The 18,809-nt window shown below is 54.0% G+C and carries 16 protein-coding genes; 12 read left to right on the top strand and 4 right to left on the bottom strand.

Features of this window, described 5'->3' with window-relative positions:
- Positions 1 to 6: 6 nt before the first annotated feature.
- The 8 genes from zwf to L384_RS02950 all read left to right on the top strand — a co-directional run bounded on the left by zwf (position 7) and on the right by L384_RS02950 (position 11,547).
- Positions 7 to 1,482 carry a glucose-6-phosphate dehydrogenase gene (zwf, locus tag L384_RS02920; protein WP_003859771.1) on the top strand — a complete coding sequence of 492 codons (1,476 nt, stop codon included), beginning with the start codon at positions 7 to 9 and terminating at the stop codon, positions 1,480 to 1,482.
- A 233-nt stretch (positions 1,483 to 1,715) separates the two neighbouring features.
- Entirely contained in the window at positions 1,716 to 3,527 is a 1,812-nt protein-coding gene (gene edd, locus L384_RS02925) for a phosphogluconate dehydratase (RefSeq protein ID WP_015570284.1), read from the top strand.
- A 39-nt stretch (positions 3,528 to 3,566) separates the two neighbouring features.
- Positions 3,567 to 4,208, top strand: coding sequence for a bifunctional 4-hydroxy-2-oxoglutarate aldolase/2-dehydro-3-deoxy-phosphogluconate aldolase (gene kdgA, locus L384_RS02930; protein WP_003859774.1), 642 nt, complete (start codon positions 3,567 to 3,569; stop codon positions 4,206 to 4,208).
- A gap of 333 nt (positions 4,209 to 4,541) precedes the next feature.
- Positions 4,542 to 7,055 carry a DUF2345 domain-containing protein gene (locus L384_RS02935; RefSeq protein WP_023324873.1) on the top strand — a complete coding sequence of 838 codons (2,514 nt, stop codon included), beginning with the start codon at positions 4,542 to 4,544 and terminating at the stop codon, positions 7,053 to 7,055.
- Positions 7,052 to 9,166, top strand: a complete 2,115-nt coding sequence (locus L384_RS02940; protein ID WP_023324872.1) for a T6SS effector phospholipase Tle3 domain-containing protein — start codon at positions 7,052 to 7,054, stop codon at positions 9,164 to 9,166. The genes L384_RS02935 and L384_RS02940 overlap by 4 nt, the downstream gene beginning before the upstream one ends.
- 9 nt (positions 9,167 to 9,175) lie before the next feature.
- Entirely contained in the window at positions 9,176 to 9,883 is a 708-nt protein-coding gene (locus L384_RS02945) for a T6SS immunity protein Tli3 family protein (RefSeq protein WP_023324871.1), read from the top strand.
- A gap of 12 nt (positions 9,884 to 9,895) precedes the next feature.
- Complete coding sequence (locus L384_RS22185; RefSeq protein ID WP_023324870.1) at positions 9,896 to 10,153, top strand: PAAR domain-containing protein; 258 nt, start codon at positions 9,896 to 9,898, stop codon at positions 10,151 to 10,153.
- On the top strand, positions 10,153 to 11,547 hold the full coding sequence (locus L384_RS02950; RefSeq protein ID WP_023324869.1) for a hypothetical protein: 1,395 nt from the start codon (positions 10,153 to 10,155) through the stop codon (positions 11,545 to 11,547). The genes L384_RS22185 and L384_RS02950 overlap by 1 nt, the downstream gene beginning before the upstream one ends.
- A 61-nt stretch (positions 11,548 to 11,608) precedes the next feature.
- Here L384_RS02950 and purT read toward each other — a convergent pair whose 3' ends face one another.
- Positions 11,609 to 12,787, bottom strand: a complete 1,179-nt coding sequence (gene purT / locus L384_RS02955; RefSeq protein WP_023324868.1) for a formate-dependent phosphoribosylglycinamide formyltransferase — start codon at positions 12,785 to 12,787, stop codon at positions 11,609 to 11,611.
- A gap of 172 nt (positions 12,788 to 12,959) precedes the next feature.
- Between purT and L384_RS02960 the strand changes: the two genes are divergently transcribed.
- Both L384_RS02960 and ptrB read left to right on the top strand, forming a co-directional pair.
- A complete protein-coding gene (locus L384_RS02960; RefSeq protein ID WP_023324867.1) occupies positions 12,960 to 13,610 on the top strand; it encodes a tellurite resistance TerB family protein in 651 nt (216 codons plus the stop codon).
- 75 nt (positions 13,611 to 13,685) lie between these two features.
- Positions 13,686 to 15,761 (top strand): oligopeptidase B, encoded by a 2,076-nt coding sequence (gene ptrB, locus L384_RS02965; protein ID WP_023314339.1) that lies wholly within the window; start codon positions 13,686 to 13,688, stop codon positions 15,759 to 15,761.
- Here the strand turns inward: ptrB and exoX are convergent.
- The 3 genes from exoX to L384_RS02980 all read right to left on the bottom strand — a co-directional run bounded on the left by exoX (position 15,743) and on the right by L384_RS02980 (position 17,422).
- Positions 15,743 to 16,405, bottom strand: a complete 663-nt coding sequence (exoX, locus tag L384_RS02970) for an exodeoxyribonuclease X (protein ID WP_015570288.1) — start codon at positions 16,403 to 16,405, stop codon at positions 15,743 to 15,745. The two genes, ptrB and exoX, sit on opposite strands and share 19 nt — an antisense overlap.
- 24 nt (positions 16,406 to 16,429) lie before the next feature.
- A complete protein-coding gene (locus L384_RS02975; protein WP_003859783.1) occupies positions 16,430 to 17,080 on the bottom strand; it encodes a carbon-nitrogen hydrolase family protein in 651 nt (216 codons plus the stop codon).
- A 111-nt stretch (positions 17,081 to 17,191) separates the two neighbouring features.
- The gene (locus L384_RS02980; protein ID WP_003859784.1) at positions 17,192 to 17,422 is read right to left on the bottom strand and encodes a DNA polymerase III subunit theta; all 231 of its coding nucleotides are present in this window, start codon (positions 17,420 to 17,422) and stop codon (positions 17,192 to 17,194) included.
- A 137-nt stretch (positions 17,423 to 17,559) separates the two neighbouring features.
- Between L384_RS02980 and yobA the strand changes: the two genes are divergently transcribed.
- Both yobA and copD read left to right on the top strand, forming a co-directional pair.
- A complete protein-coding gene (gene yobA / locus L384_RS02985) occupies positions 17,560 to 17,931 on the top strand; it encodes a CopC domain-containing protein YobA (protein WP_023314337.1) in 372 nt (123 codons plus the stop codon).
- Between the two features lies 1 nt (position 17,932).
- Positions 17,933 to 18,802 (top strand): copper homeostasis membrane protein CopD, encoded by an 870-nt coding sequence (gene copD, locus L384_RS02990; protein ID WP_023324866.1) that lies wholly within the window; start codon positions 17,933 to 17,935, stop codon positions 18,800 to 18,802.
- The last annotated feature ends 7 nt before the right edge of the window (positions 18,803 to 18,809 follow it).

Here is an 18,809-nt window from a genome sequence, read left to right as displayed (position 1 = left end):
AATGACATGGCGGTAACGCAAACAGCCCAGGCATGTGACCTGGTCATTTTCGGCGCGAAAGGCGATCTTGCACGCCGAAAATTGCTGCCTTCCCTGTATCAGCTCGAAAAAGCGGGCCAGATCCATCCCGACACCCGGATCCTTGGGGTAGGGCGCGCAGACTGGGATAAGGAGGCTTATACCAAAGTCGTGCGTGAGGCGCTCGAAACGTTCATGAAAGAGAAAATCGATGAAAGCCTTTGGGATAAGCTGAGCGGGCGTCTCGATTTCTGCAACCTGGACGTCAACGATGTAGGCGCCTTTACCCGTCTGGGTGAAATGCTTGACCAGGAAAATCGTGTCACTATTAACTATTTCGCCATGCCGCCAAGCACCTTCGGCGCCATCTGCAAAGGTCTGGGCGAGGCGAAGCTGAACGCCAAACCGGCGCGCGTAGTGATGGAGAAACCGCTGGGTACGTCGCTGGCGACCTCGCGTGAAATCAACGACCAGGTAGGCGAGTTCTTTGAGGAGTGTCAGGTTTACCGTATTGACCACTATCTGGGCAAAGAGACGGTACTGAACCTGCTGGCGCTGCGTTTTGCCAACTCCCTGTTTGTGAACAACTGGGACAACCGCACTATCGACCACGTGGAAATTACCGTGGCGGAAGAGGTGGGCATCGAAGGCCGTTGGGGCTACTTCGACCAGGCCGGCCAGATGCGTGACATGATCCAGAACCACCTGCTGCAAATTCTGTGCATGATTGCCATGTCTCCACCGTCAGATCTGACGGCCGACAGCATTCGTGACGCCAAAGTGAAAGTGCTGAAATCACTGCGCCGTATTGACCGCTCCAACGTGCGTGAGAAAACCGTGCGCGGCCAGTACACCGCAGGTTTTGCCCAGGGGAAAAAAGTTCCTGGCTATCTGGAAGAAGAGGGCGCGAACAAGTCCAGCAACACCGAGACGTTTGTGGCGATCCGCGTGGATATCGACGACTGGCGCTGGGCCGGTGTGCCGTTCTACCTGCGTACCGGGAAACGTCTGCCAGCAAAATGCTCCGAAGTGGTGGTCTACTTCAAAAATCCGGAACTGAACCTGTTCAAAGAATCCTGGCAGGAACTGCCGCAGAACAAACTGACCATCCGTCTGCAACCGGACGAGGGTGTGGATATTCAGATCCTGAACAAAGTGCCGGGTCTTGATCACAAACACAACCTGCAAACCACCAAGCTCGACCTGAGCTACTCTGAAACCTTCAACCAGACGCATCTGGCCGATGCTTACGAGCGTCTGCTGCTGGAAACCATGCGTGGTATCCAGGCGCTGTTCGTCCGCCGCGATGAAGTGGAAGAGGCGTGGAAGTGGGTCGACTCCATCACCGAAGCGTGGGCAGCCGACCAGGACGCGCCAAAACCGTATCAGGCGGGAACATGGGGACCTGTCGCCTCCGTTGCGATGATCACCCGTGATGGCCGCTCCTGGAACGAGTTTGAATAACCACCTTCTCTAGCCCAAAGGTGTTATTTTACCGGTAACATGATCTAACACAGCAAGTGGCATAATTTTTATCTTTTAAGCTCCGAGTGGATTCACCCGCGGAGCTTTTTTTATTACACTCCCTTCAGACATTTTGCCCCTGTGCTCCGGATATCAGGCGTTTCAGCGTTGTTAACAACCGTCAGAAACTGTGTAAACTCCCGAGCCTGGACAGATAAATTAGAGGAGCTTTTATGAATCCGACATTGTTACGCGTAACACAGCGCATTGTTGAACGCTCGAAAGAGACCCGTGCTGCCTACCTTGCCCGCATCGAACAGGCGAAGAGTGAAACGGTCCATCGCTCACAGCTGGCCTGCGGGAATCTGGCCCACGGCTTTGCGGCCTGCCAGCCTGGTGATAAAGACGCGCTGAAAAGCATGTTGCGTAACAATATCGCCATCATTACCTCCTATAACGACATGCTTTCAGCCCACCAGCCGTATGAGGTCTACCCGTCTATCATCCGCAATGCGCTGCACAGCGTGAACGCGGTGGGCCAGGTTGCAGGCGGCGTGCCGGCCATGTGTGATGGCGTAACCCAGGGCCAGGATGGTATGGAGCTGTCCCTGCTGAGCCGCGAAGTGATCGCCATGTCAGCGGCAGTGGGCCTGTCTCACAATATGTTTGATGGCGCGCTCTATCTGGGCGTGTGCGACAAAATCGTCCCGGGGCTGGTGATGGCCGCGCTGTCGTTTGGCCACCTGCCAGCGATTTTTGTACCGTCAGGCCCGATGGCAAGCGGTCTGCCAAACAAGGAAAAAGTCCGTATCCGTCAGCTGTATGCCGAAGGAAAAGCGGACCGTCAGGCACTGCTGGAAGCGGAAGCCGCGTCTTATCACGCGCCGGGCACCTGTACGTTCTACGGTACGGCCAACACCAACCAGATGGTGGTGGAGTTTATGGGGATGCAGCTACCGGGCTCGTCGTTCATCCAGCCGGATGCGCCACTGCGTAAAGCGCTGACCGAAGCCGCAGCCCGTCAGGTGACGCGCCTGACCGGTAACGGCAACGAGTGGATGCCAATGGGCAAAATGGTGGATGAAAAAGTTATCGTAAACGGGATTGTCGCCCTGCTGGCGACCGGCGGTTCAACCAACCATACCATGCACCTTGTCGCGATGGCGCGCGCGGCGGGCATTCTGATTAACTGGGATGACTTCTCCGATATCTCCTCCGTGGTACCGCTGATGGCGCGTCTGTACCCGAACGGTCCGGCGGACATCAACCACTTCCAGGCCGCGGGCGGCGTGCCGGTGCTGATGCGCGAGCTGCTGAAAGGCGGCCTGCTGCATGAGGATGTCAACACGGTGGCGGGCTTTGGCCTGCATCGCTATACCCTTGAACCCTGGCTGAACAACGGTGAGCTGGACTGGCGCGAAGGGGCGAGCGACTCGCTCGATCCTCAGGTTATCGCAACCTTCGAACAGCCGTTCTCTCCTCACGGCGGCACCAAAGTGCTGAGCGGTAACCTTGGACGTGCCGTGATGAAAACCTCTGCCGTGCCGGAAGAGAATCAGGTGATTGAAGCGCCGGCGGTGGTGTTTGAAAGCCAGCACGACGTTTTACCTGCTTTTGACGCGGGTCTGCTTGATAAAGACTGTGTGGTCGTGGTGCGTCATCAGGGACCAAAAGCGAACGGGATGCCAGAATTACATAAACTTATGCCGCCGCTTGGTGTATTATTGGACCGCCGTTTCAAAATTGCACTGGTGACCGATGGACGCCTCTCGGGGGCATCCGGTAAAGTGCCTTCAGCGATTCATGTCACCCCGGAAGCCTACGACGGCGGCCTGCTGGCGAAAGTGCGTGATGGTGACATGATCCGCGTTAACGGTCAGACAGGCGAGTTAACCCTGCTGGTGGACGAAGCAGAGCTGGCGGCGCGTCAGCCACATATTCCTGACCTGAGCGCATCCCGCGTGGGTACCGGACGCGAAATGTTTGGTGCGTTGCGTGAGAAACTCTCCGGTGCGGAGCAGGGCGCAACCTGTATTACGTTTTAAGACGACTTGATTTTAACGATCTGGCGAGAGAAAACTCTGATGAAAAACTGGAAAACAAGTGCAGAAGCAATCCTGACTACTGGCCCTGTCGTGCCGGTTATTGTGGTAAACAAACTGGAGCACGCTGTCCCAATGGCGAAGGCGCTGGTTGCGGGTGGCGTTCGTGTTCTGGAAGTGACCCTGCGTACGGCCTGTGCGATGGATGCGATTCGCGCTATCGCCAAAGAAGTGCCGGAAGCGATCATCGGTGCAGGTACGGTTCTGAATGCGCAGCAGCTGGCGGAAGTGACCGAAGCGGGCGCACAGTTTGCCATCAGCCCGGGGCTGACCGAGCCCCTGCTGAAAGCCGCAACCGAAGGTTCTATTCCGCTGATCCCGGGTATCAGCACCGTTTCTGAACTGATGCTGGGCATGGACTACGGCCTGAAAGAATTCAAATTCTTCCCGGCTGAAGCGAACGGCGGCACCAAAGCGTTGCAGGCGATTGCGGGCCCATTCTCCCAGGTGCGTTTCTGCCCAACGGGCGGTATCTCTCCGGCAAACTACCGTGACTACCTGGCGCTGAAAAGCGTGCTGTGCATCGGTGGCTCCTGGCTGGTTCCGGCGGATGCGCTGGAAGCAGGCGACTGGGATCGCATCACTAAACTGGCTCGCGAAGCGGTAGAAGGCGCGAAACAGTAACAAATGCCCAATGCATAAAGCAGGCCCTCTGGCCTGATGCTGGTCACTTTATGTGACCAGCATGTATAAGTTCTTCTTCTCTACACAACATTTCTAATATCCCTAACCCCAGGCGTATTATTTTTCATTATTAAATAATCCTTCACTTATATATTTGATGAATAAATCATTCTGAATTTATGTGTGATAAAATTGTCTGGTCCTTTTTTATTTATTCTGTGAATAGATTCACTTCCCGTGAATTAATTCAACCTGAAGTTGGGTATTTTAATGGGGGAGTGATGGGTGTATTGTTTTTAATGAACGGAATGTTTGTTAAAAGGATAGCTAATAATGTCAGGGGAATCTGAGGTAGCTCAAAGGCAGGACACGTTAAACAGATATTTATTGTATTTCCCGCGTAGCAAAAATGTTATTTCAGATGTTCATTCTTTTACAGGAAAAGAGATATTAAGCGAGCCTTATCGCTATACCATTCGCTTTACCAGTCCGGATCTAAACATTGCCATTAATGCTGTTCTTAATCAAAGGGCTGAGTTTATTCTGCGTGCACCCAATCTGGAAGCCTCATGGCATGGGCAAACCTCCTGGCTGCCGGTTCGCCAGATTAATGGCACGATCACCCAATTTTCGCGGCTGATGTCTTCAGGTGACGAAGCACTGTATGAATGCGTGCTGGAGCATGAGCTGGCGCTGCTGGATCAAAATTACCGTTCTGCGGTTTACATGAACATGACAGTCCCGGAGCTCGTTACAAAGCTGATGAAGGACAGTGGTCACTTTGACGGCTACAACATTGATTTTGACCAACTGAGCCACAGTTATCCACGACGGGAAATGATCGTTCAGTGGAAAGAAACCGATTTGCGGTTCATCCGTCGGCTGCTGGCAGAGATAGGGATCTGGTTCCGATTTGAGAATCACAACAAAGTGAAAACGGAAACCGTCGTTATTTTTGGGGATTCTGCGCGTCGTTACAACTTCAGCGACAAACAGATGCCTTATGTCCGACATTCAGGCATGACCAGTTATAGCGAATACATTACCGATCTGGAGGAGCAGCACGGCCTGATCCCCAAAAATGTGTTGGTTCGCACCTATAACTACCGTGACCCGCAATCGCCGCAGACGGATAAGACCGTTAAAACGAGCGATATTCCCGAAGGTGTAACGACAGGCCAACACTATCACTATGCCGATCACTATCTGACTGCGGGGGATTTTCACGGTGAAGAGGCGGAAACCGCCGCATTTTACGCTCGTCTGCGTTATGAACGCCTGTTGAACGGACAGAGTCTTCTGGGGGCGACAACCAGCGATCCCGAGCTTCAGCCAGGCATTATGTTTTATCCCTCAGGGCCTGTACCTGACGGGTTTAAGTCCGGGTTTGTGATAACTGCGATGACTATCCGCGGCAGCCGTGCTGAACACTATCGCGCCGTACTTTCTGGGATCCCCTATATCCAGGGCTATAGCTTCCGTCCTGAATACTTATCCCGGCCGGTGATAGCCGGAACGGTGCCCGCCAGAGTGAAGGCTATCGGGGGAGATAAAACCTATGCCGGACTTGATGCGGTTGGGCGCTACAGGGTTAAGTTCGATTTTGACCTTGATGAAAAACGGGTCGGATTCGAAAGCGCCCTGGTACGCCTCGGCAGGCCGTACGCCGGTGACACCTTTGGTATTCACTTTCCGCTACTGGAGGGGACTGAAGTTGCCGTTGGTTTCGAAGGCGGCGATCCGGACAGACCTTTTATCGCGCATGTCATGCACGACGGCAGCCACCCGGATTTAGTCACAAACCGTAACGATACCCGAAACGTGATCCGCACGGCCGCGTTGAACAAGATCCGTCTTGAAGATCGTCGCGGGCAGGAGCACATCAAAATCGCTACGGAGTACGGCAAAGGGCAAGTGAGTGTGGGTCACCTGGTTGATGCTGAAGGCAAAAAGCGCGGGGAAGGTGTGGAGGCTCGCACCGACGACTGGATGGCGCTGCGTGCTGCGAAAGGCGTGATGATCACCACGGAAGCCCAGCCCCGCGCGGGGGGGAAGCAACTGGATATGACAGCGGCTATTGCACAACTTGAAAAGGCGTTGTCGCTGGCGATGACCCTACAGCAAAGTGCGCTTACGGCAGGCGCGAGTAATGTGGAAACCGATCGGCAAAATGCGCTCAGCCAGACGCTGAGTCATCTCGCGGAGCCCGGTATTTTGGCATATGGAAAAAATGGAATTGCGCACGTTACGCCGGACAGCCTGCAACTGTCCGCCGGGAAAGACCTGATTGCCACAGCGGGCGGGAATGCCAGCGTGAATGTGGTGAAAAAATTCTCGCTGGCCGTAGGGGAAAAACTGTCGCTGTTTGCCCGCAAACTCGGCATCCAGATGATTGCCGGTGCGGGGGATATTACGACGCAGGCGCAGCGGGGCGAAATGCACATGCTGTCGCAGCAGGATTTCACGCTCACGAGCACCGCCGGGAAAATGAACGGCAGTGCCAGAAAGGGAATGCAGTTTGTCTGCGGGGGCGGCGGGATCCGTATCAGCCCGACCGGACTGGTCACCATTTTCTCGCCGACGGGCATTGAGCTCAAAGCGCCGAGCCTGAAATACGACGGTCCGGAAAGTGTGTCGGTACCGACGCCATCCTTTGAGAAAGGCGCCTTTAAACTTCGCTACAAACTGCACGCTGGCGATGATCCGGAGCAAATTCTGGCAAACAAAAAATTCAGGCTGACCAGTGCATCCGGACAGGTGGTGGAAGGCGTGACGGACAGCTGCGGTCGTTCACCCCTGCTCGATGCTGACGACCTCGACAGCTATAAAATGGAGATAATGGAATGACGGAGGCGAAGACAAAACCCTACGCTCCACGGGTGGTATCAGAAGGCGATATTCCGGTACACAAAACCCTGGGCGAAGTCGCCCAGACGCGCAACGTCGGGATACCGCGCCCGATGCCCGGCATTGTGATCCTCGTCCATGGCGTGAACGACGTGGGTGAAGCCTACCAGAACCAGGAGAAAGGTATACTTGCCGGGCTGGGTAAGCGACTTAACCGGCAGGATTTTTACGCCCACGAATGGAAAGACTACAGAATTATCACTCCAGGGCGTTCCCCCATCATCCCGTTTTACTGGGGATATAAACCGGTTACGCATGCTGATTACCGGGCGGACCAGAAGCGCTACCGGGAGGAGGTCGGGAAGCTGAGTGACAAAGCGCATCTTCCTTATGATGCGTACCAGGAAGATAACGAGACGAATAAAAAGTCGCTGGGTAATGACGGAAAAGGGCCGTTTCAGTACCAGAACGATAACTTTAAAAATGCACTTGATACGAGTTTTGCCAAGGGGGGCGGGACCTTTGCCAACGCAACGACGACGATCCCGGATATGCTGGGACCCGGCGCCGGTGGCTTCGGCGTTGCCGCTGCGGGATTTGCCTCGCTGCACTTCAATGATGGCGATTTTACCCATCCCATTTATGAAAACCCGCACCGCATTTACCAGTTTTTTGCCGCTCAACGGCTGGCGGATTTGATTATTCAGATTCGAAGTGAGCCGATTACGGCGAAAGATGTGATTAACGTTGTGGCCCATAGTCAGGGCACGATTATTACTATGCTGGCAAATATGCTGGTGAAACAGGCCGGGTATGCTCCGGTAAACTGTGTGATTCTTAATCACTCACCGTATTCTCTTGAGTCGCGCGTGGCTGAAAATATTCAGCCGGGTTATCAACAGACCGACGATGCCAGACAGCAGACATTTAAAAATTTCTGTCGCCTGATGCATACGCAATGGAAAGGGGGTGGGAAAATGGCAGAGAGCGAATTACAGGCTCTGGAGGCCTCCTGTACCCTGCGTAAACCTTCCGATAATCCGCTGCGAACGGATGACAGATATTGCCGAAGCAACGACGGTAAAGTGTATAACTACTTTTGCCCGAACGATGGCGTCGTGTCGCTGGAGAATGTGCAGGGGTTTGGCTGGCGGGGCATTCCTCAGAATATTGCCAGTGATATACCGAATCTGTTTCAGCGTGTGTTTTACCAGCATGGTGAAGTAGGAAACATCCCTGACGCTAACCCCTTTGAGTTACCGCCGCGAAATGAGGGGGATGCAAAATATGCCTTTCTCACGAACGCCAGTTACAGCGCTCGCGATGTGGTGATAAACGGTGAGGAGTTACCGGAACCTTTTATTTTCAAACTTCAGGGGGAGGATAATCACCCGGATAACGATCCTAAAACCAGTGATAAACCGTATACCTATTATGTCGATCCGGACAGCCCGGACGCCTACATTTCCTATTCCGCCAAAGCCAGCGCCATTAAGCGCACGGTAACGACAACCTTTGCAGTGAACCGCTATCAAAATATTGGCTGGCAGCCGGGTCACGTTTTATCTGCTTCAGAGCTTAAAGAAGAGAGTTTTGAACGCAAGCATGAGGTTATTTATGGTGAGGTGTCAGGTTCGCGTGATTTTCAGTTAGTTACCCTTACCTGGAAGAAAACACCGGAAGAACTGCAAGCGGAATGGCAGAAAATCGACCCGGTGGGCTACAGCCAGCACTCCTCTATTGTGATGAGCGAATTTGCGCCATCGCACGCTATGGCGTTTGATTTGGCTATTGGGCAGTGCAAATCATTCGATTATCAGGCGGGGAAATTTTGGGAAGGGTTGTTACATCGTGCAGACTGGCGCGATCCTCAGAATGAAAATCCCTATGCAAGGGCATATTACCGGACGGGTAAGCTAGATGAACCTACAACCAAATTTTTCATGAATAAGCCATATGACGTGCTGCCGAAAGGTGAGTATGGGGTGGTAAATAAGTTCAATAATGCAACGACTGTCAAGCCGTCCAGTGATCTTGTCGCAGGGAATCAGGACGTCGCAAATCTGCAATGGGACATGCCAAAGCCCATAAGTGACAGTCAACTGGCTTAAGGATAGAGCATGAAAATATCATTTATGGGTCTGATGGCCACTGCTGTTTTACTGGCGATCGGATGCCAGGCGAAAGAACCGCCAACGCAGGTGGTGTACCGGTTCGATGATCATCGTTATCTCGAACTGAAAGGCTGGGGCTGCGAAGGCGAACTCTGGTACACGGATACTGAGCTGGGTATACATACCCAACCTGTTAGCCAATTTTACAAGATCTTCACCAAAAAATTCATACATCCATCGGAGCGTTATATAGCTATCCCTACCTGGGGCTCTCCAGGAACAATAATTTCAAAAGATTATGGTAAAACCTGGTCCCCTCAGTTTTATTCAGCGGGTTCTAACGAACCGAATGGAGATTCTTCACCGCCCTACGATGACATTATTTCCTTTACTGTTGTTAAGGACCAGGGATTTATGCTGACCAAACACCGGCTGTATATGTCGTCAAAACCGTTTGAAGACCCGCGCATTCTGCCCGGCGGGCCGGGGATTGCCTATACCGTGGATGACGGAATGGGAAATAAAGTAAGCGGGAAGCTGGACCCCCGTTTCCCTGGCTGGGCGTGGGGAATGGTCTACATGACTAAGCAGGGACTCGAGGGCAGCACGCAGCAACTTAAGGCTAACTGGCAAGATTTACCCGACAGCGTACCCGAGGTGAAGGGCTATACCGGCTGGGAGCACATGCAATGCAACATGGATGCGGGAAAATAGGGAGATAAAGCGATGAAAGGCGTCATTAGGTTAAACGATCCGCTGATAAGCGGAGGAAAAGTCACTAAGGCCTCCGGGGCAGACTTTATGGGGCAGCCCGTGGCCTTAAAAGATGATCTTGCGCAGTGTCCGCTCCATAAAGGGACGTTCGCAATCACTGAATGTCACCCAACCTGGACCATGCATGGCCGTGGGGTTGTGGTAGATGGCTGTCGCGCGGCGTGTGGATGTGAAATCAAAAGTACCTTACCTGTGGCGGGAGCTTCGTAATGCGCGCGTGGTGGTTATACAAACAACAGCCAGACCCGGATTCCACTGTGCCAGTCGTCATGATTGTTTTCCTCTATGTGATAGCCGTCGCAATGGGCCTCGCGATCCGGGCTCTCACCTGGCCTGAACAGGAACACGTTACGGCTCTCTTTTTTGTGCCTTCAGTTATTCTGCCCATCTGTGTTGTATCGTTGCTAGTTTTTACAAGTTTCATATTTCATGACGCCAACATTCATTATGCTGAAACCCGAAAATTCATAGCAAAAGAGCAGGAGATTAATTTAAAGGCGTATGCGCGAAAAAATATCGCTATCGCAGCATGGTCTGCAATCACCCCCCTGGAGGAACCCGCGCTGAATATGTTGAAACTGGAAGGCGAATTTCCGCTGGCACCGAAAACGCCGGTTAATATTCAGCTGGAAGATCGCTTCGACCAGACCAGGAATGAACAGATGTTTTACCGCTTACTGGACCCGATGGCAGAAAAATTGAAGGACTATAACTACCGTATTTTTGAAACTGTTGTCTGGGTTCACGGAGGGAGTGGATCCTGCATTGATGAACTGAGGCGCACTCTGGAGCGGTTGGGTATTGAAACGGCAAGCACGTGTAAAATTGAGTACAGCACAGAATGTCCTGACTACGCGATCGTTAGCCAATGGATGAACTTATCTGATTACAGAGTTGAAAACCGGTTGATTGTTATCGTTGATTTACATGAAGAAAGCGGCGAATCAAAGAGCATGGAAAATGCATGTGCATTCCTGCTGACCAGTCATTATGTCCGGGAGGAGGGCGAAAAACCGGTATATTTATATCAGCCTATGTCTGACGTGACCGATGTAGAGGACAAAATGGCGGTCTTCCTTGAGACGGGTTCGGTACTTACGCCGAAAAATCTCTGGTATACCGGGCTGTCCCGTATTGAAAAATATCCATTAATGCAGGCACTGGATAAAAAAGCGCTCACGGTGGAACGGCTGGATATCGATGCCTCTCTGGGCGCAAAGAGTGCCGGGTATCGGTGGCTGGCTCTGGCATTTGCGGCGGATGCGGTCAAATATGCCCAGGGGGAGCAACTGGCAGCTTATTCAGACAAAAACAAATTTTGTATTACTTCGCTTTCCTCCATGAAGACAGCTATCCCAAAAAAACTTACCTGGTGTAACTGGAGTAATCCCCTTTATCCTGCGGGGATGGCGGCTTTATTCTGCGTGTTATCCCTCATTGCCTATCGTATCAGTTTCCTGGCGCAAAACGATCCGCCAGCAATCTGGGAACTGATTGCGAGCATCATCATTCCCTTCGTTATTTTTATTGGCCTCGGTATTTTTGTTTTCATCTCGAAAACGAATGAAGCCTACGAGGATATGGAATACGAATGGAAGCGATAGAAACGGAACAATGTTAATTATGTAATGTGGCTGGTCGCTTAGTTGACCAGCCTTTAGTTATTTACCCTGTCACTTTTACCGCAGTGGCCGCTATTTTCGCTCTCGCGACGGCTTCGTCCACGTTTTCCCCGGTTGCTAATGCCACGCCCAGACGACGGCTTCCGTCGATCTCCGGTTTGCCGAACAGTCTGACCTGTAAGCCTGCACCAACCGCACCTTCGACGTTATCAAAGGTGACATTCTGGCTGGTCAGCTGCGGCAGGATCACCGCGGAGGCTGCCGGGCCGTATTGACGGATGCCGCCAACCGGCAGGCCGAGGAAAGCGCGCACGTGCAGCGCGAACTCGGAGAGATCCTGTGAAATCAGCGTAACCATCCCGGTATCGTGCGGGCGAGGGGAGACTTCGCTGAAGATCACCTCGTCGCCGCAAACAAACAATTCCACGCCGAACAGGCCGTAGCCGCCCAGCGCCAGCACCGTCTTGCGGGCGATCTCCTGCGCGCGTGCCAGCGCCAGCGCGCTCATCTGCTGCGGCTGCCAGGATTCTCGATAATCGCCGTCTTCCTGACGATGACCAATCGGGTCGCAGAAATAAACGCCGTCCACGGCACTGACGGTAAGCAGGGTAATTTCGAAATCAAACTTCACCACGCCTTCCACGATGACGCGCCCGGCACCGGCACGACCGCCCTGCTGGGCATAGTCCCAGGCCTGGTCCAGCGTGCTGCTGTCGCGGATAAAGCTCTGCCCTTTGCCGGAGGAGCTCATTACCGGCTTAATGATGCACGGGTAGCCAATCTCTTCGACGGCCTGGAGAAACGCAGCTTTATCCCCGGCAAAACGGTAGCTGGAGGTCGGGAGCTGTAATTCTTCTGCCGCCAGGCGACGAATGCCTTCCCGGTTCATGGTCAGTTTTGCCGCAGTGGCGCAAGGCACTACGCGCTGGCCTTCCTGCTCAAGGGCAACCAGCATCTCAGTGGCAATGGCCTCAATTTCAGGCACCACGAAATCCGGTTTTTCCTCGGCAATTAACGCCCGCAGGGCATTGCCGTCAAGCATATCGATGACGTGCGAGCGATGCGCAACGTGCATGGCAGGGGCGTTCGCGTAACGGTCCACCGCAATCACCTCCACGCCCAAACGCTGGCATTCAATGGCCACTTCTTTACCCAGTTCACCCGATCCCAACAGCATGACGCGCGTCGCGGCAGGGCGCAGCGCGGTTCCTAAAAGAGTCATAAAAATCCCCCTGAAAAAGATGCGGGTAGTATAAACGAAAACGTTTGCGTCTGTCTTGTATGGGGATAACCGGACAGGGGGGGGAATTTGCGCTTCTTTAGCACTGACAGACATTTCCTGACACCTGCTCGCTTAGGCTGTGAAGATTACGCACTGTTACGTGAGGAAAAATATGTCAGGCTGGATGAATCAACTGCAATCCCTGTTGGGACAAAAAGGCTCGTCGTCGGGCGAGCAGGGTCTAAGCAAGCTGCTGGTGCCGGGTGCGCTTGGCGGGCTGGCCGGTTTGCTGGTTGCCAATAAATCATCGCGGAAACTGCTTACCAAATACGGTACCGGCGCGCTGCTGGCGGGTGGAGGGGCTATTGCAGGCTCCGTCTTATGGAACAAATACAAAGACAAGGTGCGCAGCGCGCATCAGGATGAACCGCAGTACGGGAAGCAGGTATCGCCGTTAGATTTACGCACCGAGCGCCTGATCCTCGCCCTGGTCTTTGCAGCCAAGAGCGACGGGCATATTGATGCCAGTGAACGTGCCGCAATTGAACAGCAGATGCGGGAAGCGGGCGTTGAGGAGCAGGGCAGGGCGCTGGTGGCGCAGGCCATTGAACAGCCGCTCGATCCGCAGCGTCTGGCGCAAGGCGTGAAAAACGAAGAAGAGGCGCTGGAACTCTATTTTCTGAGCTGTGCCGCCATCGATATCGATCACTTTATGGAGCGCAGCTACCTGAACGCCCTGGGCGATGCGGTGAAGATCCCCCAGGACGTTCGCGAGGGAATTGAGCAGGATATTCAGCAGCAGAAGCAGACTCTCGCGGGCTAGAAGGCCATGTTTCGCTTGCATCATACGCGTGTTTTGCCAACCTTATAGGATGTAAAACGAAAAAGTAAGAATGCCATGCCTCCAAAAGCCCGACGTACTCCTTATGCGATCACCACGCATGGCGATACGCGTATCGATAACTACTACTGGCTGCGGGACGATTCTCGTTCCCGGCCAGAGGTGCTCGACTATCTGCACGAGGAAAACGACTATGGCCGCCAGGTCATGGCCAGCCAGCAGGCGCTTCAGGATCAGCTCCTGAACGAAATGGTGCAGCGTATCCCCCAGCGTGATGTCTCTGCCCCGTGGTGCAAAAACGGTTATCGCTATCGCCATATTTATGAGCCGGGAAACGAATATCCCATCTACCAGCGCCAGTCTGTGCTGAGCGCCGAGTGGGACGAATGGGAGATCTTGCTGGATGCCAACAAACGTGCTGCCCACAGTGAGTTTTATACGCTGGGCGGCATGTCCATTTCCCCCGATAACGCCATTATGGCGCTGGCTGAGGATTACCTCTCCCGCCGCCAGTACGGTTTGCGTTTCCGCAATCTTGAAACGGGAAACTGGTATCCCGAAATGCTGGATAATGTCTCCCCCGATTTCGTCTGGGGTAACGATTCAGAAACGGTCTACTACGTTAAAAAGCATGCCTCAACGCTGCTGCCTTATCAGGTCTGGCGTCATACGGTGGGGACCGATTCCGCCGACGATGAATTAGTCTACGAGGAAAAAGACGAGACGTTCTATGTCAGCCTGCACAAAACGTCGTCTCGCCACTACGTGATCATTTTCCTCTCCAGCGCCACCACTTCAGAAGTGCTGCTGCTGGATGCAGAGCTGCCGGATGCGCAGCCGCTGTGCTTCCTGCCGCGCCGTAAAGATCATGAGTACAGCCTGGATCACTTCCAGCACAGCTTTTACCTGCGTTCGAACCGCGAGGGCAAAAACTTTGGCCTTTATAAAACCAAAGTGCGCGATGAACGCAAATGGGAAGTGTTAATTCCCGCGCGCGATCAGGTGATGCTGGAGGGGTTCACCCTGTTTACCGACTGGCTGGTGGTGGAAGAGCGTCAGCGCGGACTGACCAGTATCCGCCAAATCAACCGCAAAACCCGCGAAGTGGTGGGCATTGCGTTCGATGACCCGGCTTACGTAACGTGGATCGGCTTTAACCCGGAACCGGAATCGTCCCGCCTGCGGTACGGCTATTCGTCGATGACCACCCCGGATACGTTGTTTGAACTGGATATGGACACCGGGCAGCGTCAGGTGATTAAACAGGCTGAGGTCCGGGGTTTTGAGTCGGAAAATTATCGCAGTGAGCACCTGTGGGTGAGCGCACGCGACGGCGTTGAAGTCCCTGTATCGCTCGTCTATCACAAGGCGCACTTCAACAAAGGTAAAAACCCCATCCTCGTCTATGGCTATGGCTCCTATGGATCAAGCATGGACGCCGATTTCAGCAGCAGCAGGCTGAGCCTGCTCGACCGCGGTTTTGTTTATGCGATTGCCCATATTCGCGGTGGCGGCGAACTGGGTCAGCACTGGTATGAAGACGGAAAATTTCTCAAAAAGAAAAATACCTTTAACGACTACCTTGATGTCTGCGATGCGCTGATCGCGCAGGGTTATGGCGATCCGCAGCTCTGCTTTGGCATGGGGGGCAGCGCCGGGGGCATGCTAATGGGCGCCGTCATCAACCAGCGGCCTGAACTGTTTAAAGGCGTTATCGCCCAGGTGCCGTTTGTGGACGTGGTGACGACCATGCTGGATGAGTCCATTCCACTGACCACCGGGGAGTTTGAAGAGTGGGGGAACCCGCAGGATGAAACCTATTATCGCTACATGAAAGAGTATAGCCCGTACGATAACGTCGAGGCGAAAGCCTATCCGCATATGCTGGTGACCACCGGCCTGCACGATTCCCAGGTGCAGTACTGGGAGCCCGCGAAATGGGTGGCGAAGCTGCGTGAGCTGAAAACTGACGATAATTTGCTGCTGCTGTGTACCGATATGGACTCGGGGCACGGAGGGAAATCAGGGCGATTTAAATCCTATGAAGGGGTGGCGCTGGAGTACGCCTTTTTGATTGGCCTGGCGCAGGATACGCTGCCAGGCCGGGCGGGGACTCAGGCTTCGCCTAAATAATGCTTCAGCGTCAGGCGCAGTTCCGGGCTCATTCTGTCGAGGTTGTTGTACAGCCAGCGCAGATAGCCCGGATCTTTGTCCGCCACTTCCGATACTGGCTTCCCGCGATATTTACCGAACGTAAAGGTAGTCAGTAGCGCGGGGCGCCCGGTAATGGTCGCCATATCGTCTGGCGTCCAGCCGGAAGTATTCATGATATCAATCAGGAGCGCTGCGGTGATATAGCAGTCATAGAGGGCACGGTGATGATGCAGCCCTTCCGGCGTTCGCACGCTGAGTTTGCGCGACTTATACAGCGCCATATTGCTGTATTTGATCCCTGGCCACAGACGGCGCGCCAGCTTCATGGTGCAAATCCATTCGCCGGGCATCTCCGGCAGCACGCGGCGGTCAAAGCTAGCGTTATGGGCGACATACCACTGGCTACCGTGGTAAAGAGGGATGATCTCTTCAATCCACGGCTTATCCGCCACCATCGATTCCGTAATACGATGTATAGCCATCGCCTGCGCACTGATGGGACGATCCGGGCGCACCAGATGGCTCATTGGGTTGACTATCTTTCCGTCAATCACGTCGACAGAAGCGACTTCCACAATTCCACCCTGCAAATCACAGGTTTCGGTATCGATAACGCGCAGCATTGATCGCTCCTGATCCTAAAATGCCTAGCCTAATGGAATGATATCGCCTTGCCAACCCTGTTGGCCTAAAGAACCGGTTAGCAGCAGTTCTCCCTTATCGGCACGTACAATCAGCTGACCTTTTTCATCCCATAACGCGCTACCGCCGCGCGCGTTCGCCATTAATACCGCGATGGCGTACTTGTGCGCGAAGCGTTGTAACGAACCGATCGATTGCCGCCAGCGGTGCTCGCCCACGGCCAGGCTGCTGGTGAACAGCGTTGCCTCCGGGTCCAGTTCCGGGGCGTCAGCCTGGTTATCCACGATGGTTAACCGTTTATCGCCAGGAATAACACCCGCACCGTTGCCCTGCGGATAACGCCGGATGGTCGACAGGTTAGGGGTGAAAAGCGCGAGTCCTTTCTGGCGCTGGCCGTGTTGCTGGAGCGTAATACCGGCAATCACCGTGATGAAACGTGACTGGGCGGCGTGAAGGAGGGGGGCAAGCTGCAAATCGTCAGGAGGTGGGGGTAAGGATGTTCCGCCTGGGCCGGTAAGCGAAAGCTCCGGAAAGACGATCAAATCGCACCCATGCCAGGCAGCTTCGGCAATAAAGTGCAGGTGATGTTTTACGTGCTCATCAACACAGTTGTGCCGCGGGGCATACTGAGCCGCGGCAATATTCCATCGTGACATCGTGACTTCCTTATACACTAAGTCGCTGGGATTTTAAGATTACACCTAAATTTATCAGGGTTTTCTTATCCTGCCACATAACGCGTAAGGAAGTGTAACGAGACGTTAAGCTTATTTAACTTTAGGTTCGTACGGCAGGCGCGAGAGATTGACGGAGGCGAGGCGATGCGCAATGAGACGTTCGCGAAACCAGTCGCGCAGATGTGCGGGTTGTTCACGCTCTACCACTTCAGCTACGACGGGCATGTTGTAACGCTCTTTGAATGCGACACCCGCGGCGGCGAGATCGACATTCACTTTGTCCATCTCGTCCTGAGGAAGGGCGGCCAGGTTAACGTTCATTTCCTTCTCCTTTTTCTGCGGCGGCAACGTTACCGCGATTGTTCAACGATGACAAGGGAGCAAAGGATGTTCCTCGACTCGTTAATTATACAGAGTTATTCTTTAGCATTCAGGCATAACGAAAAGGAATGATTGTGATGCACTTTACCCCTTCCCGCGTCGCGTGCGCGCTGGCATTTCTGCTCTCTTCAGCAACCGCGACCTCAGCTCTGGCCCATGCGCATCTTAAGCAGCAATCCCCGCAGGAAAATACCGTTGCGGTGGCACCAGAGGTCATTACCCTGAACTTCTCGGAAGGCATTGAGCCTGCCTTCAGCGGCGTGGTGGTGACGGACGCGCAGCAGCACAAGATCCAGACCGGCGCGGTGAAGCGTGACGAGAAGGATAACGCAAAGCTGATTGTTCCTCTTGAGAAACCGTTGACGACCGGCACCTACACGGTGGACTGGCATGTGGTCTCCGTGGACGGCCACAAAACCAAAGGCAGCTATCACTTTAGCGTGAAATAGTATGCTGGCCCTGAGCTACGTCGCGTTACGCTTTATCCATTTTGCTGCGCTGATGCTGCTTTTCGGCAACGCGCTTTACAGCGTCTGGTTTGCACCGTCTTCGTTGCAGCGCCTCATGACCCGGCGTTTCCAGCGGCAGCAGAAACTCGCGGCCTTAATCAGCCTGATGGCGGCTCTGCTGATGTTTGGCCTGCAAAGTGGGTTGATGGGCAACGGCTGGAGCGATGTCATTCGTCCGGCGGTCTGGCGCAGCGTGCTGGGAACGCAATTTGGCGGCGTCTGGTTGTGGCAAATGGTGCTGGCCGCTGTGACGGCGGGCGCTGCATGGCTTACCCCGCAAAAAGGCTCACGGCTGTTACTGCTCGTGATGGGGCAGCTGGTGCTGTTGGCGGGCGTGGGACATGCCGCGATGAACGGTGGCGCACCGGGAGCATTGCATCGTCTCAACCATGCGCTTCACCTGCTCTGCGCCGCGACCTGGGTGGGTGGTTTACTGCCGCTGCTGTTTTGTATGCGTCTGGCGAAAGGCCGCTGGCAGCCAGCCGCTATCTTTACCATGATGCGCTTCTCCCGCGTGGGGCATTACGCCGTGGCAGGCGTGCTGCTGACCGGGATAATCAATACGCTCTTTATTGTTGGCATAAACGTGCCGTGGCATGCGCCTTATGTCCAGCTGTTGTTGTTCAAATGTGCGCTGGTCATGATGATGGTGGCAATTGCGCTGGCGAATCGGTATTTTCTTGTGCCACGCTTTCGCCCGGAGGCCGGGCGGGAACAACAGATTTTTATCAGGATGACACAGGCAGAGGTGGTGCTGGGCGCGCTGGTACTGGCGGCCGTCAGCCTGTTCGCGACCTGGGAACCCTTATGACAAGGTT

The sequence above is a fragment of the Enterobacter sp. MGH 38 genome (assembly GCF_000492855.1).
Lineage (GTDB): Bacteria > Pseudomonadota > Gammaproteobacteria > Enterobacterales > Enterobacteriaceae > Enterobacter > Enterobacter hormaechei_C.
Note: the sequence above shows the minus strand (reverse complement) of the source record. Positions and strands in the feature narration are given on the sequence as shown.

Coding starts and splice junctions, on each gene's coding strand:
- zwf (WP_003859771.1), top strand. CDS start 7: ATGGCGGTAACGCAAACAGCCCAGGCATGTGACCTGGTCATTTTCGGC.
- edd (WP_015570284.1), top strand. CDS start 1,716: ATGAATCCGACATTGTTACGCGTAACACAGCGCATTGTTGAACGCTCG.
- kdgA (WP_003859774.1), top strand. CDS start 3,567: ATGAAAAACTGGAAAACAAGTGCAGAAGCAATCCTGACTACTGGCCCT.
- L384_RS02935 (WP_023324873.1), top strand. CDS start 4,542: ATGTCAGGGGAATCTGAGGTAGCTCAAAGGCAGGACACGTTAAACAGA.
- L384_RS02940 (WP_023324872.1), top strand. CDS start 7,052: ATGACGGAGGCGAAGACAAAACCCTACGCTCCACGGGTGGTATCAGAA.
- L384_RS02945 (WP_023324871.1), top strand. CDS start 9,176: ATGAAAATATCATTTATGGGTCTGATGGCCACTGCTGTTTTACTGGCG.
- L384_RS22185 (WP_023324870.1), top strand. CDS start 9,896: ATGAAAGGCGTCATTAGGTTAAACGATCCGCTGATAAGCGGAGGAAAA.
- L384_RS02950 (WP_023324869.1), top strand. CDS start 10,153: ATGCGCGCGTGGTGGTTATACAAACAACAGCCAGACCCGGATTCCACT.
- purT (WP_023324868.1), bottom strand. CDS start 12,787: ATGACTCTTTTAGGAACCGCGCTGCGCCCTGCCGCGACGCGCGTCATG.
- L384_RS02960 (WP_023324867.1), top strand. CDS start 12,960: ATGTCAGGCTGGATGAATCAACTGCAATCCCTGTTGGGACAAAAAGGC.
- ptrB (WP_023314339.1), top strand. CDS start 13,686: ATGCCTCCAAAAGCCCGACGTACTCCTTATGCGATCACCACGCATGGC.
- exoX (WP_015570288.1), bottom strand. CDS start 16,405: ATGCTGCGCGTTATCGATACCGAAACCTGTGATTTGCAGGGTGGAATT.
- L384_RS02975 (WP_003859783.1), bottom strand. CDS start 17,080: ATGTCACGATGGAATATTGCCGCGGCTCAGTATGCCCCGCGGCACAAC.
- L384_RS02980 (WP_003859784.1), bottom strand. CDS start 17,422: ATGAACGTTAACCTGGCCGCCCTTCCTCAGGACGAGATGGACAAAGTG.
- yobA (WP_023314337.1), top strand. CDS start 17,560: ATGCACTTTACCCCTTCCCGCGTCGCGTGCGCGCTGGCATTTCTGCTC.
- copD (WP_023324866.1), top strand. CDS start 17,933: ATGCTGGCCCTGAGCTACGTCGCGTTACGCTTTATCCATTTTGCTGCG.